15 protein-coding genes are annotated in these 14,420 nt (G+C 37.6%); 1 reads left to right on the forward strand and 14 read right to left on the reverse strand.

From position 1 onward, the window contains the following. Position 1: 1 nt before the first annotated feature. From ACFTQ7_RS03395 to nusB, 14 genes are all read right to left on the reverse strand, one after another. On the reverse strand, positions 2-706 hold the full coding sequence (locus ACFTQ7_RS03395; protein ID WP_386827293.1) for a response regulator transcription factor: 705 nt from the start codon (positions 704-706) through the stop codon (positions 2-4). Between the two features lie 361 nt (positions 707-1,067). Then, a complete protein-coding gene (locus ACFTQ7_RS03400) occupies positions 1,068-1,193 on the reverse strand; it encodes a hypothetical protein (RefSeq protein WP_386827295.1) in 126 nt (41 codons plus the stop codon). A gap of 158 nt (positions 1,194-1,351) precedes the next feature. Beyond that, positions 1,352-2,143: a sporulation transcription factor Spo0A gene (gene spo0A / locus ACFTQ7_RS03405; protein ID WP_079561794.1), complete on the reverse strand. Its 792-nt coding sequence runs from the start codon at positions 2,141-2,143 to the stop codon at positions 1,352-1,354. Between the two features lie 333 nt (positions 2,144-2,476). Then, a complete protein-coding gene (locus tag ACFTQ7_RS03410; protein ID WP_386827297.1) occupies positions 2,477-3,424 on the reverse strand; it encodes a SpoIVB peptidase S55 domain-containing protein in 948 nt (315 codons plus the stop codon). Between the two features lie 121 nt (positions 3,425-3,545). Continuing rightward, positions 3,546-5,237, reverse strand: a complete 1,692-nt coding sequence (recN, locus tag ACFTQ7_RS03415) for a DNA repair protein RecN (RefSeq protein WP_386827298.1) — start codon at positions 5,235-5,237, stop codon at positions 3,546-3,548. A gap of 35 nt (positions 5,238-5,272) precedes the next feature. Then, the gene (gene ahrC, locus ACFTQ7_RS03420) at positions 5,273-5,722 is read right to left on the reverse strand and encodes a transcriptional regulator AhrC/ArgR (protein WP_079561797.1); all 450 of its coding nucleotides are present in this window, start codon (positions 5,720-5,722) and stop codon (positions 5,273-5,275) included. A gap of 100 nt (positions 5,723-5,822) precedes the next feature. After that, positions 5,823-6,641 carry a TlyA family RNA methyltransferase gene (locus tag ACFTQ7_RS03425; RefSeq protein ID WP_386827299.1) on the reverse strand — a complete coding sequence of 273 codons (819 nt, stop codon included), beginning with the start codon at positions 6,639-6,641 and terminating at the stop codon, positions 5,823-5,825. Then, positions 6,641-8,542 (reverse strand): 1-deoxy-D-xylulose-5-phosphate synthase, encoded by a 1,902-nt coding sequence (gene dxs, locus ACFTQ7_RS03430; RefSeq protein ID WP_386827301.1) that lies wholly within the window; start codon positions 8,540-8,542, stop codon positions 6,641-6,643. The genes ACFTQ7_RS03425 and dxs overlap by 1 nt, the downstream gene beginning before the upstream one ends. Positions 8,543-8,706: 164 nt before the next feature. Continuing rightward, entirely contained in the window at positions 8,707-9,588 is an 882-nt protein-coding gene (locus ACFTQ7_RS03435; RefSeq protein ID WP_386827303.1) for a polyprenyl synthetase family protein, read from the reverse strand. A 3-nt stretch (positions 9,589-9,591) separates the two neighbouring features. Further along, the gene (xseB, locus tag ACFTQ7_RS03440; RefSeq protein ID WP_079561801.1) at positions 9,592-9,825 is read right to left on the reverse strand and encodes an exodeoxyribonuclease VII small subunit; all 234 of its coding nucleotides are present in this window, start codon (positions 9,823-9,825) and stop codon (positions 9,592-9,594) included. Positions 9,826-9,827: 2 nt separating this feature from the next. Next, positions 9,828-11,180, reverse strand: coding sequence for an exodeoxyribonuclease VII large subunit (gene xseA / locus ACFTQ7_RS03445; protein ID WP_386827305.1), 1,353 nt, complete (start codon positions 11,178-11,180; stop codon positions 9,828-9,830). A gap of 461 nt (positions 11,181-11,641) precedes the next feature. Further along, the gene (locus ACFTQ7_RS03450) at positions 11,642-12,457 is read right to left on the reverse strand and encodes an undecaprenyl-diphosphate phosphatase (RefSeq protein WP_386827307.1); all 816 of its coding nucleotides are present in this window, start codon (positions 12,455-12,457) and stop codon (positions 11,642-11,644) included. A gap of 144 nt (positions 12,458-12,601) precedes the next feature. Beyond that, positions 12,602-13,468, reverse strand: coding sequence for a bifunctional methylenetetrahydrofolate dehydrogenase/methenyltetrahydrofolate cyclohydrolase FolD (gene folD, locus ACFTQ7_RS03455; protein WP_079561804.1), 867 nt, complete (start codon positions 13,466-13,468; stop codon positions 12,602-12,604). A 33-nt stretch (positions 13,469-13,501) separates the two neighbouring features. Beyond that, positions 13,502-13,882, reverse strand: coding sequence for a transcription antitermination factor NusB (nusB, locus tag ACFTQ7_RS03460; protein WP_053483714.1), 381 nt, complete (start codon positions 13,880-13,882; stop codon positions 13,502-13,504). A gap of 241 nt (positions 13,883-14,123) precedes the next feature. Here nusB and ACFTQ7_RS03465 point away from each other — a divergent pair, with 241 nt between their 5' ends. Next, positions 14,124-14,270: a DUF2197 domain-containing protein gene (locus ACFTQ7_RS03465; protein WP_386827309.1), complete on the forward strand. Its 147-nt coding sequence runs from the start codon at positions 14,124-14,126 to the stop codon at positions 14,268-14,270. Positions 14,271-14,420: the final 150 nt, after the last annotated feature.

Genomic DNA, 14,420 nt, shown 5'->3' on the forward strand with positions numbered 1-14,420 from the left:
TTTATCCTCTCATTCCCTTATATAACTGGTAACCAACGGATCTAATTGTTTTTATCTTGGGAATTGTATCAAAAGGAGCTATCTTCTCTCTTAATTTTGCAACATGGACTCGCACATTGTGAAACCCAGTTACATCGTCATTCCATATCCTATCTATAATTTGCTCATAGGTTAGCACAATCCCCTCATTTTCCATAAAATAATATAATAAATCAAACTCGATTGTCGTTAGCTCTACTGCTTGTTGTCCTACCCTCACTGACCTCGTGTCTAAGTTTAATTTAAGTTGATCGATAGATAAAACCCTCTGCACATCTATAGCCTTCCGAGAATGTATAGCTATTCTTCTTTCAACTGCCTTGACCCTTGCCACGATTTCACTTGGACTTGCCGTTTTGACAATATAATCATCAGCTCCAAGCATGAGACCTCTAATTTTATCTGCATCGGTTTGATGATTGGCACTTAAAAATAAAATAGGAACTTCTGATTCTTTTCGGATTCTCTTGCAAAGTGTAAAGCCATCAGTTCCAGGCAGCATAATGTCTAAAATAATACAATCTATTGTCATTTGACGTAACAGTATTTCTGCCTCTTCAGCATTTTTAGCACTATAAACTTTGTAATTTTCCATTTCTAGAAAATCAGTCATCAATTGTATAATTTCTATATGGTCATCAACAATTAAAATATTCCTAAATGGCAATTTAACCACCTCTTTAATTAAATTTATAAAGCTTATTTTACCATTTTTGACTATCTTTATAATATTTTACTATAAAATTCATTAAAGAACATGCTTTAACAAACCACTTCTATATTTTAATCATTACAATATTTTGTTACAAATGCTTATTCTACTAGTTATGTAGTACTCAGCAACAACGAAAATGTTTTGTATATCCCGCGTAGCCATAGCAACTCAGACCTTCCACTCCTGCCCTTTATGTTCGGCAGCACCATTCATTCAGGCCAACAAGGAGGCTTCTAGCGATATACTAGACGTTTGTATGGTGGGGAGTCATAACCTGTCAAGTTTAGTCGCAATTGGTGTTACTAGGTTTCCACTAATTAGCTAACATGACCTCATGCTGACTAATAAAGACAATAAGAAACTGGACCTTTGCATTTGCTAGTCCTTTTACCACACAATCTAGCATAAAACGGTCTATTTCAATATCGAAAATAGTCAAAAAAAAACACCTCCATGAACGGGATTTTCCCCATAAATGAATGTGTTTCATAGTTTAATTCAATTAATTAACATTAGTTATATGATCTCAGTAATTAATCGGTATAAATTCAATGAATTCTCTCTAAATAAGTCCTGTAATCTTTTGTGGCTTTAACCTTAACTCGCCATCATATCAATACGAATCTTGTCAGCGATCATGGCAATGAATTCGCTATTTGTCGGTTTAGATTTTAAATGATGTACCGTATAACCAAACATCGACGAAATCGATTCATAATTGCCACGATTCCATGCGACTTCAATGGCATGACGAATCGCACGTTCAACTCTTGATGGCGTTGTATTGAATTTTTTAGCAATTTCTGGATATAAAATTTTCGTCACAGATCCTAATAACTCGATATCTTCGAATACCATCTGAATAGCTTCTCTCAAATAAGAGTAACCTTTTATATGTGCAGGAACGCCAATTTCTTTAATAATGGCCGTAATCGTGCTATCTAATTGATGTTGATTTAATTTTTGAGGTGCCGTCGGTTGTAAAACACTTGTCTTTTTAGGAAGTGTTGCTTTCTGTCCAGCACAATGTAAGATTTTTTGAACCAATTGATCAAACTCAAATGGCTTTAGCATGAAATAGGATGCACCTAAGTCTACAGCTTGTTTCATCACATCTTCTTGACCAAATGCAGTTAACATTATAACTTGAATTGATGACATTTGTTCATTTTGATACATCGACTCTAAAACAGCTAACCCATCAAGATGTGGCATAATAATATCTAGCAGCAAAATATCTGGTGTGAATTCCTCAAGCATTTGTAAACAAACTTTCCCATTTGAAGCAGTTGCAATGATTTCAATTTCTGGATGTCCTTGAAAATACTGCTCCATCGTTTTTAATAACTCACGATTATCATCTGCAATCGCTACTTTAACCTTTGTCATTTAAAATTCCTCCTTCTGAACTGTGTTTCGAATATCCCGTTACCTACCCCAATGCATTTTTTGCACACTGTGGAATTTTCGACATTTTTGTTTTAAAAACCTTTTCAATTTCCAAAAATGAGTATGTAGTCCGATACTTTCTTTTAATATCGACAAGTTATGATAAATAACTGACAAAGCTTCGAATGCTTATACCATTTATTTTAGTGAAAAAATGGAGATAAAACTACAGTTTTTTTTAAGTATCGCTAATCGCTTCATAAATAAACGAAATACATGGTGAACAATATATTTTCATGAAAGAATGGAGCCACCTTTTGGCAGCTCCTTCGTTTAAGATGATTTTTTTAACATTTCCGCTACAGTTATTGCTGCTCCTTTTTTCGGCTCCTCCACAAACATATGCGTAACCGCACCTACAAAACGACCGTCTTGAATGATAGGACTGCCACTCATTCCCTGCAAAATACCACCTGTTTTTTCAATGAGCTTTTTGTCAGTGACTATGAATTCAAGGCGTTCATTTTCAACCTTTGTAATTTCAATTGAAAAAGTTTCCACCTTACTGCCCTTGATCGCCGTATAGATTTCTGCGTTTCCTGCTTTTATATCCTTTTCATGCATAATTTCAATTGCTTTAGGCAAACTTTGTTGATAACCGTCTTCCCAACGGCCAAAAATCCCATAAACTGTATTTTTATCTATACTTCCTAATCGATCCTGATGTTTTTCAATGGAGGATATTTTATAGCCAGGTTGGCCAGGTATACTTTTACGAATTTGTTGAATCGAAGCTAAAAAAATGGAGCCAGCATGGAAATTAGGGGCTTCTTGTAAGGTTGAATCAACGATTTGGTGGCCTAACGCACCGTAATTTTTTGTCTCTGGATCAATGTATGTCAATGTTCCTACTCCATCTGTTTCATCTTTTAAAAAGGAAATAACATGTTCAGCTTCTTGCTCCTGTAACTCAAGTGTCACTTCTTTTCCTTCATTTTTTATCGTCCATTTCTGTTGTCCTTGTCGAGCAACAGCTTTTTTGGCATCTGCAAGTGTTTTTACTGTAATATCATTTATTTTTTCAATTACAGCGCCTCCTTTCATCCACTGATTGGAAGCTAATAGCACATCATGTGCTACAAATACATGTGATAGCTGAAGTTGAATACCAATTGCTTCGCCCATCGGAATTAGCTTTTTTGCGGCAAAAGCCTTTACGGGCATGAATAATAAAACGATGAGCATAGGCAAAATGACAAATTGACGCCAACGACGATACATACGACACCTCCTTTTTATTTTTGTCTTTATACTATGTGTTGTTGTGGCGTTCTTATAAGCGGTAAATATTTGCGCTAAAAGAAAAAACCCAGAAACAACGAGCTGTTTCTGGATTCTTTTGCTATCTCATTTGTTTTTTCCGTTCATTCGCCATTTTTAAGAGCTCTGTTGCGTGCTGCAAAGTTAAATCTGTAATTTCCGCTCCAGATATCATGCGACTGACTTCTTCGATACGAGCATTCGTATCTATTTCCAGCAATGACGTAAATGTTCGATCATGCTCGACTTCTTTTTTAATAAAATAATGATGATCAGCCATCGCAGCTACTTGTGGTAAATGCGAAATACATAAAACTTGAGAGTTAATGGATACTGCTGCAATTTTTTCTGCGATTGCTTGCGCTACGCGACCACTTACACCTGTATCTACCTCATCAAAAATAATAGATGTGATGCCATTTGACGATGAGAAAATCGTCTTTAACGCAAGCATCATACGCGATAATTCTCCACCAGAAGCAATTTTCGGCAAAGATTTTGGCGGCTCGCCTACATTCGTAGAAATATAAAAAATTACTTGGTCTTTTCCGTTTGCATCAAAGAAAGGTAATTCATCAAAATTAACAATAAATTTTGCTTTTTCCATATGTAATTCACGCAGTTCGGCCATAATAGCTTCACTTAAATTTTGTGCAGCTTCTTTTCGAACAGTAGAAAGTTCTGCAGCAAGCTCATCAAGTACCGTTTCCATTTCCAGCACTTTTCTTTCTTTCACTTGCAAAATTTCGTCTCGATTTAAAAGTTCATTTAGCTCTGTTTTAATTTTATCGTAATACGCTAAAATCTCTTCAACTGTTGAGCCATATTTGCGCTTCAAATTTTGTAATAACGCTAAACGTTGCTCAACCTCATTTAAGCGAGCGGGATCAAATTCTAATTCGTCCAACACATTTTTAACCTGATACGCAGCATCTTGTAACGCATAAAATGCAGTAGTAACAGATTCGGATGCCTCTTTAAATTGTTCGTCAATAGTAGCAGCATCCTCTAAGGCTCCCATTGCATTACCAATCCAGTCAAGGCCTTTCGATTCACCTTGAATGGCTTCATAAGCTGCACTGGAGCGTTCAAAAATTTTATTGAAATTCATTAGACGACGGCGTTCATCAAGAAGCTCATCTTCCTCGCCAAGCTTTAAATTGGCATCCTCCAGCTCTTTCATTTGGAATTGATACAAATCAATACGTTGCGCCATTAACTGCTCATCAATCGAAATCGAAGCTAATTCTTTTTTTAGTGAACGATATTCATCATATTGAGAACTGTATGCCTCTTGAATTGGTGTAAGTTGTTCCTCGGCAAAATGATCAAGTAAAGAGATATGCTGCTTCTCATCCATTAATTCTTGATTTTCATGCTGACCATGAATATCGATAAGGCTAGCCCCAATATCACGTAAAACAGATAATGGCACAAGTTTACCGTTTACTCGACAAACACTTTTTCCAGAATCATTTAAATCACGGCGTAAAATAATGGTATCTTCTTCAATTTCAATGCCTGCCTCTTCAAGTTTCTTATGAACAGGATGCCCAGAACTTGAAATTTGAAATAAACCACCTAATTCTGCCTTTTTAGCTCCATGACGAATAAATTCGGTATTTCCTCGTCCGCCAGCAAGTAAATGCACTGCATCGATAATAATGGATTTTCCTGCTCCTGTTTCACCTGTTAAAACAGTCAAACCACCTGAAAAACTAACAGTTAAATCCTCGATAATGGCAAAGTTTCTTATACTTAGCTCTCTTAACACAAAATGTCACCTCTGTATCAAATTACCCTGTTATTTTATAGCATTTCTAATAAGCGATTTTTAGTATTTTCACGCTCATCTTCATTACGACAAATAATTAAAATAGTATCGTCTCCAGAAATAGTCCCTAAAATTTCAGGCCAATCTAAATGGTCAAGTAATGATGCAATAGCATTGGCATTACCAGGAAGAGCCTTCATAACTAAAAAGTGTGATGCTCCGTCAATGCTGACAAAAGCATCAGCTAATGCACGATGTAATTTTTGTATAGGATTGAATCGTTGGTCTGCGGGTAGGCTATATTTATAGCGTCCATCTTGTAAAGGTACTTTAACAAGATGAAGTTCTTTAATATCACGTGATACTGTTGCTTGTGTCACATTATAGCCTGCATCTTTTAAAAAATCGACTAAATCATCTTGTGTTTCGATTTCATGATTGGCAATAATGTCCCGAATTCGTATATGTCGTTGTCCTTTGTTCATCTCGGTCACCTCTTATAAATAGTTGAATAATTGTATATTTACACTACCATTTTAAGCATAAAAGCACAAGAAAAAACACGGCTCTGTAAACGAGCACGTGTTATTTTAGTGCACTATGCGCTTCTTCAACGAGTGTATTAAAAGCTGTATATGAAGAGACATCTTCATCACCAATAGGATTCACTAAATGGAATAAAAATTCAATGTTCCCCTCGCCTCCTGTAATTGGCGAAAACGAAGCATCCTTAACGACAAAGCCAACCTCTGTCGCCATTGCAGCTGTCTTTTCTAAAACTTCTAAATGTACTTTTTTATCACGAACAATACCTTTTTTCCCGACATTCTCTTTCCCAGCTTCAAACTGAGGCTTTACAAGTGCCATTACATCGCCACCTGGCATTAACAACGTTTTTAAGACCGGTAAAATAAGTGATAATGAAATAAAGCTGACATCAATTGTTGCAAACTCTGGTAAGCCCTCTGTTAAATCTGGCGCTGTCGTATAACGGAAATTTGTTTTTTCCATGACAGTTACACGTTCATCAGAACGGATTTTCCACGCTAGTTGGTTGGAACCAACGTCCAGTGCATAGCAATGTCTTGCACCATTTTGTAATGCACAATCGGTAAATCCTCCTGTAGAGGAGCCAATATCTAGCATTAGCTTCCCCTCTACAGACATATCAAAAATTTGTAGCGCTTTTTCTAGCTTCAAGCCACCACGGCTAACATATTTTAAATCAGAGCCTTTTACTTGTAGCGGTGCATCAATAGCGATTTTTTCCCCCGCCTTATCGATGCGAATTTCATTAGAAAAAACAAGCCCTGCCATAATAGAGCGCTTTGCTTTTTCTCGCGTTTCGCAAAGCCCACGCTCTACAAGTAAAATGTCTACACGTTCTTTTGGATGTTTTGTCATTATTTATTCAAACCTACTTGCTGTTTTTGTTGAAGTAACACATGCATTCGTGCCACTGTATCTTCAGCCGTCATATGAATTTCAGCGAGAAGCTGGTCTACATTTCCATGCTCAATAAAATGATCCGGTATACCCATACGATCGATCAGTGCACTTAAATAGCCATGGTCATGGGCAAATTCTAATACACCACTACCAAAACCACCTTGTAGAACCGCCTCTTCAATCGTTAATATTGGTTTACGGCTTGATAATATACGATGAAGCATATCCTCATCCATTGGTTTAATGAAACGAGCATTGACTACTTCTATCTCTACACCTTGCTGTGCTAAAATACCGGCTGCTTTCATTGCCATTGGAATCGTCGTACCAAAGGTTAAGATCGTAGCATCCTTACCTTCACGCAACACTTCCCAGCTACCAATTGGTAACGTCTTAAGCTCATCGTCTAACGGAACGCCTATCCCATTACCTCGTGGATAACGTAACGCAATTGGACCGCCATCATATTCAATGGCTGTTTTCACCATATGTTGACCTTCATTTTCATCTTTTGGCATCATAATTGTCATATTTGGAATATGACGAAGGAATGCAATATCAAATACGCCTTGATGGGTTTCACCGTCTGCGCCAACTAAGCCTGCGCGGTCAATTCCTATAAAGACATTTAAATTTGGACGTGCGATATCATGTAGTACTTGATCATAGGCACGTTGAAGGAATGTTGAGTAAATGGCTAAAAATGGTTTCATTTTTTGGGTCGCTAGACCTGCTGCCATCGTGGCTGCATGTTGCTCGGCAATCCCCACATCAAAGAAACGCTCTGGGAAATCCTTTTGGATATCTTGTAGTTTCGAGCCCACCGGCATTGCAGGTGTAATTGTGACAATTCGTTTATCCTCATGAGCAATTTTACGAACAGTCTCTGCAACCAAACTACTCCAAGCTGGACCTTTCGCCTCTGATTTTACAAAGGCACCGTTTTCAATTTTATATGGACCTGTCCCATGCCAATTACCGATTGTATCATCTTCAGCTGGTTTATAACCTTTGCCCTTTTTCGTAATCACATGAACGAGCACTGGACCTTTTACTTTTTTAGCTTGTGATAAAGTTGCCTCAAGAGCTTCGAAATCATGTCCATCAATCGGTCCTAGATATTTAAAGCCTAACTCCTCAAAGAACACACCTGATACCACTAAATATTTTAAGCTATCCTTTAAGCGTTCAGCAGTTGAAGCAAGCTTACCGCCTAGAACAGGAATCTTATTCATAAGTGATTCCAGTTCTTCTTTTGCTTTTGAATATTCCTTGGCTGTACGAAGACGTCCCAGTACATTGTGTAACGCCCCGACATTTGGAGCGATCGACATTTCATTATCGTTTAAAATGACAATCATATTCGTTTCAGCATGACCGATATGGTTTAATGCCTCTAGTGCCATACCACCTGTTAAAGCTCCATCACCAATAATTGGTATCACGAAGTTCTTTTCATTTTTAATATCACGTGCTGCTGCCATACCCATAGCTGCTGACAAAGATGTCGAGCTATGCCCCGTCTCCCACTCATCATGTTCACTCTCCACATGCTTTGGAAAACCACAAAGTCCTTTGAACTGACGTAATGTATCAAATTGACTTGCACGACCTGTCAAAATTTTGTGCACGTAAGCTTGGTGGCCAACATCCCATAAAAACTTATCTTGTGGACTGTCAAACATTTTATGGAGCATAATCGTTAGCTCCACAACACCTAGGTTCGGCCCGATATGACCACCTGTGACAGAACATTTTTCAATTAAGAAGGCACGAATTTCTTGCGCAAGTCGCTCAAGCTCCTTCTTATCTAAGTTTTTTAAAAAGGCTGGACTAGTTATCTTATTTAAATCCACCTTTCTCACACACCTTTTCAATAAATTATTCACCGTAATTGTGTTTCCACCATTATAACAGTGTTATCAATATGCTAAAAGTACGAACACTTTATTGTTTGCACATTGGCAAACGCCCTCACCTATTCTAGCATACTCTATGCCTTTAACGCCTCGTTTTTATCCTAGTTTTTACGATGAACAATATAGGCTGCAAAATCACGTAATAAGCTGGCATCCACTTGCAATTTATCTAGTGCGTTATTGGCATGCTGATAATGCTCAGCAAGCTTTTCCTTTGCCCCATCTAAAGTTAGCAGAGCTGGGTATGTGCTTTTATCACTTGCTACATCTTTACCTGCAGTTTTCCCTAGTTCTTCTGTAGTTCCCTCAATATCTAAAATATCGTCTTGAATTTGGAAGGCAAGGCCGATATGATGCGCATATTCTTTTAAAGTTTCGCGCTCTTTTTGCGATACATCAGCTAACACCGCTCCCGCTTCAATACTAAATCGTAATAAAGCACCCGTTTTATTAATATGGACATGCTCAAGCTCAGCTATGTTCAGCTGACGCTTTTCACCTTCTATATCGAGTACTTGACCCCCAACCATACCTTCTGCACCAGCTGCTTCACTTAACAGACTGACAAGTTCAATACGTTTTTCTGCTGATACATCCATGCGTGCTAAAATGCCAAACGCAAGTGTATTCAATGCATCACCCGCAAGCGTCGCTAATGCATCGCCATAAACTTTATGGTTTGTCGGCTTACCTCGACGGAAATCGTCATTATCCATACTTGGTAAATCATCATGGATTAACGAATACGTATGGATGATTTCAATGACTGATCCTACAGTTAAACCATGCTTTAAATTTTGTTTGTATAGTTCAAGAACAGCCAAAACGAAAAGAGGGCGAATACGTTTACCTCCAGCTTTTAATGAATAAAGCATTGACTCTTTTAAATTGGCTGGTGCGTCAATTTTCTCAACTAGTGCAAACATTTCAGCTTCAACTTGTGGTATGTTGCTTTCAATAAAATGCTTTAATTGCTCGTTCATTTCTTAGTTCTCTCCCTTTAGTGGATCAAATGCTGTCGTTTCACCTGTCTCTTGGACAATTGAAATTAACTGCTCTTCAGCATTTTGTAGCTTGCTATGGCAAAATTGCGAAAGCTCCATGCCTTGTTTATATAAATCAATCGCATTTTCTAGCGGCACATCACCTTGCTCTAGCTGACGGACAATTTCCTCTAGTGCCGTCATTGCTTCTGCGAAAGTTTGTTGTTTCTCTGCCACAATTATTCCCCCTCATTTTTAGGCAAGATCTTTACCACATCAGCAATTACCTTTCCATCATGGAAAGAAAGTGTTAATTGATCCTGTGGCTTAACATCAGCTGCTGATTTCAACATTTGTTGATCTTTATAAGCTACCGTAAAGCCCCTTGTTAAAATGGCAAGCGGATTCAATGCTTCTAAAGTTCTGACGGTTGCCTCAAATTGTTGTTTTTGCTTCGTTACATAATGCGTTGTAGCACGAGTTAATTGTTGGACATGTGCTTCTAGCTCTCGTTGATGGAAAGCTAATGCTTTTTTCGGTGAGTGCTGCTCTACTGCACTACGTAATTGTTGAAACTGCGCTGTTTTCTTCATTAAATCGACCTGCATTGCTTTTTGCAATCCCGACTCAAGTTGTGCTAACCTTTCCGTAAATGGTCGATATAGACGTTCTGGCATTGACAGCGGATAAGACTGTTGGAGCTTATTTAGACGTTGCCGTTCTGCAATAAGTTGCGCTCTTACAATTTGGTGGAGCTGTGATTTTTGTGTAAGTACCCGCTGAAATAAATCCTGTTGATCAGGTACAGCCATCTCAGCCGCTGCTGTTGGTGTTGGTGCACGCAAATCAGCTACATAATCCGCTATAGTTGTATCTGTTTCATGACCTACTGCACTAATAATAGGGATACGACTTTCAAAAATCGCTCTTGCAACAACTTCCTCATTAAATGCCCATAAATCCTCAATCGATCCACCGCCCCGCCCAACAATCAGTACATCGCAACTCGCATCCATATTTGCACTCTCAATATTGCGAACAATATTTGGCGCTGCTTGTGCTCCTTGTACAAGGGTAGGATAAATAAAAATTTCAGCAAGTGGATAGCGTCTCTTTAATGTTGTACAGATATCTCGAATGGCTGCACCTGTTGTAGACGTTAAAACACCGATTTTTTCAGGGAATCTCGGAATTGGTTGTTTCCACTCAGGTTTAAAAAGCCCTTCTTTTTGTAACTGCTCTTTCAGCTGGTTAAAGGCAACAAACAAGCTACCGATTCCATCTGGTTGCATTTCCTGTACATATAGTTGATATGTACCGTAGCCTTCGTAAACGTTTACATCCCCACGAATAAATACTTGCATACCTTCCTTAGGTTCAAACGCCAACTTTCCGGCCGCTGATTTAAACATTGTAGCCGCAATCCGTGCTCCATCATCTTTTAATGTAAAGTAAATATGCCCCGATTGATGAATCTTGACATTGGATAGCTCTCCCTTTACATAGACTTCACGTAAATGCGGATCAGCATCAAATTTCCGTTTAATATATTTTGTTAATGCTTTTACAGTTAAATAAGAAGCAGATGTCATTTTTCCGGCTCCTTTACTAAAATCAAGTTTTTCACAAAACTACACCTATCATAACATTTTTTATTGTGCCTGACGTGCCAAAATGCAGTTTCGCTTGAAAAAACGACCGTCTTTCATAGAATTGAAAACCTTACTATAACATATCTTAAGACCTCGTATTAGATAAAGTATGTTTTTTCGACGAAATGTGCGGTGGAGTTGCGTTTTGACTGAGTGCTTTGCTGGGAGAGCAGATAGAAGAGGCGAAGTGGCAGATTGAGCTACGAGAATGGCGGATTGAAACGCCAGAATGACGGTAAGAAGACGGAGCGAGGTGGAAAATGCAGCTTGGACGACGGATTGATCTGCTGGAGCGACGAATAGAATCGTCGAAATGATGGATAGAAGTCGAATACCTACCATTTTATTTTCTCAACAAACAAGAAAGCCTCACAACTAATTAAAGTTATGAGGCTTTTAAATTAATAAAATATTAAAAGGAGCGTACCTACAAAAAAGCAATAATATGTAAAGTAGCTAAGCTTCCCACTTTTCATGATTCCCATAAACCAACGCATTGCAAAATAAGTCATAAATAATGTCGCTATAAATGTCGCAGCATAAGGAATTGCTAATGCACTTTTATTTGGCTCATCTAAAAAATCAGAAATCCCAAGGACAACCCCACCAAGACTTACAGGAATATAAAGCATGAAGGAAAATCGTAAAGCGGTTTCCTGTTTCATACCAACTGCAATGGCTGAAATAATCGTTGCTCCTGAACGACTAATACCAGGTGTTAATGCTACAGCTTGACCAAGACCTACGATGATGGCGTCTTTTGCAGTCAAATCCGCATCTCTTTTCGTACCACGCATATTACGGATTAGCCATAGGGCAATACCTGTCACAAATAGCATAAGCGCAATCGTTGTCATACTAACATTATCCGCAATAACATCACTTAATAAAACACCTAAAATGCCCGCTGGAATAGAACCGATCACAATAAATATGGAAAAACGGAAATCCGCTTTATAACGATTCTCTCCCGTTTTAAGATAAAGGAAAAAATTTGTGATGAGTCGGATAATATCCTCTCGATAAATATAGACAATAGCTAGTAAAGAAGCTGTGTTCGTTAAAATAGCAAAAGTAAATCCTTGCTCACCAAGACCAAGAATTTCACTTGCAATCATAACATGACCGCTTGATGATACAGGAATTGGCTCAGTAAATCCTTGGACAAGACCGATAATAATATGTTTGATAATCAGTATTAAATCTATGTTTTCCATAAAAACCTCCCTATTCATATGTATGACCCAAACGTTATATTAGACGTTAAAAACAACGTAAAAGTTCTCGAAATACTTAATCATACAAAAAAAGCTACCTCAATTTAATATTGAGATAGCTTTTTATAAAGAGTCATTCAAAATTTATAGCTTAACTATATGTTCAAGCTTATTTTCTGCAGCTTGAACTGTGTTGAATAGTAACATCGTAATTGTCATTGGTCCTACACCGCCTGGTACAGGTGTTATATGAGACGCAATTCCATCAACCTCATTGAAGTTTACGTCACCACAAAGCTTGTTGTTTTCATCACGATTGATTCCAACATCTATAACAACTGCGCCTTCTTTAACATGCTCTTTTGTAATAAAGTTCGCACGTCCAACTGCCGCAATTAAAATATCTGCTTGTTTAGTGAACGAAGGTAAATTTGGTGTTTTGGAATGCGTATATGTCACAGTTGCATCCTTTTGTAGTAGAAGTTGTCCCATTGGTTTCCCAACGATATGACTACGCCCTACGATGACCGCATGCTTTCCTGCTATTTCGATTCCTGAAAATTCAAGAAGCTTCATTACGCCAAACGGTGTACAAGGCAAAAATGTTTCTTGGCCAAGCATCATTTTCCCAACACTTACCGGTGAGAAGCCATCAACGTCTTTTTCAACAGCAATTGTGGCAATAACAATATCCTCATCAATATGTTTTGGGAGTGGTAATTGTACTAAAATACCATGAATATCTTCACGATTATTTAATAATTCAATTTGTGCTAATAATGATTCTTGTGTAGTTTCTTCTGGTAGTTTGATTAGCTCTGAAAACATACCGATGGCTTCACAAGATTTTTGCTTATTTCTCACATATGTAGCGGAGGCTTGGTTGTCTCCTACTAAAACAACCGCTAAGCCTGGTGTTAATCCTTGCTCTTTTAAACGCGTTACTCGCTCTGCTACTGAATTACGAATTTCTTGACCAATTTCTTTACCATTAATAATTGCACTTGACATAGACCTTAGTTACTCCTTCCAATTCAACACATGTTATTGTTCTGTAAATTTAGAAAGTACGCCATTAACAAATTTAGACGAACCATCGTCGCCAAATGTTTTGCATAACTCGATTGCTTCATTAAGTACTACTCTTTTTGGTGTTTCTGGCATGTATAAAATCTCATATACAGCTAGACGTAAAACCGTTCTTTCAATTTTAGGTAAACGGGCAAGCGACCACTTTTCAAGATGCTGTTCTAAAGCAGCATCGATTTCCTCCAAATGTTCAACTGTTCCAGTAACAATCTTTTCATAGAAGACGTTTGTTGGTTGGCCTTTAATATGACCCATTGCTTCTTCTACTGTTAGATCGGTATTGTCTAGCTGAAACAAAACTTGCAACGCTTTTTCGCGTGCTTCATGTCGTTTCATGTAAAGCTCTCCTTCTTAAGTGGCATTAAGGTTTATAATAGCATAAATTCGTAAGAGAAACACGAATTCAAGCAAGTTTTAAATAATCTGATACCTTTTTCAAGCAAGTTTTTGCTTAAGTTAACACCCTGCAATTAACTTTACTAAGAAATATATTGAAATTTAAAATCAACCTTTATTATTTATATACCAAGAATGTTATAATTAAGGAAATTAATTATCATCTTTTGAGGTGTTCATTATGCAATATGAAGTTACATGTATAAGCTGCAAAAGAACTTTCAAGTTATATGAAGGCGAGGAACAGTATAAACAATTCAAAGAACGCAAATCGCACCTATTTTACTGCGATAATTGTAAACATAAAATTCGTTTCGATGCGATATGAAACTTCTTTAGCTCTTACTAGTAAAGGCATTTTATGAATAAACTTAGAGAAATAACTATGCAGGCTACATTAACATCGGAGCATAAAAGAAATATAAAACACTTTGTATAACCGCGAACGAATACTTCCACACTATAAAAATTAATTAAG

Origin of the sequence: Lysinibacillus sp. NPDC056959 (assembly GCF_042674095.1) — a bacterium.
GTDB classification, from domain to species: Bacteria; Bacillota; Bacilli; order Bacillales_A; family Planococcaceae; genus Lysinibacillus; species Lysinibacillus zambalensis.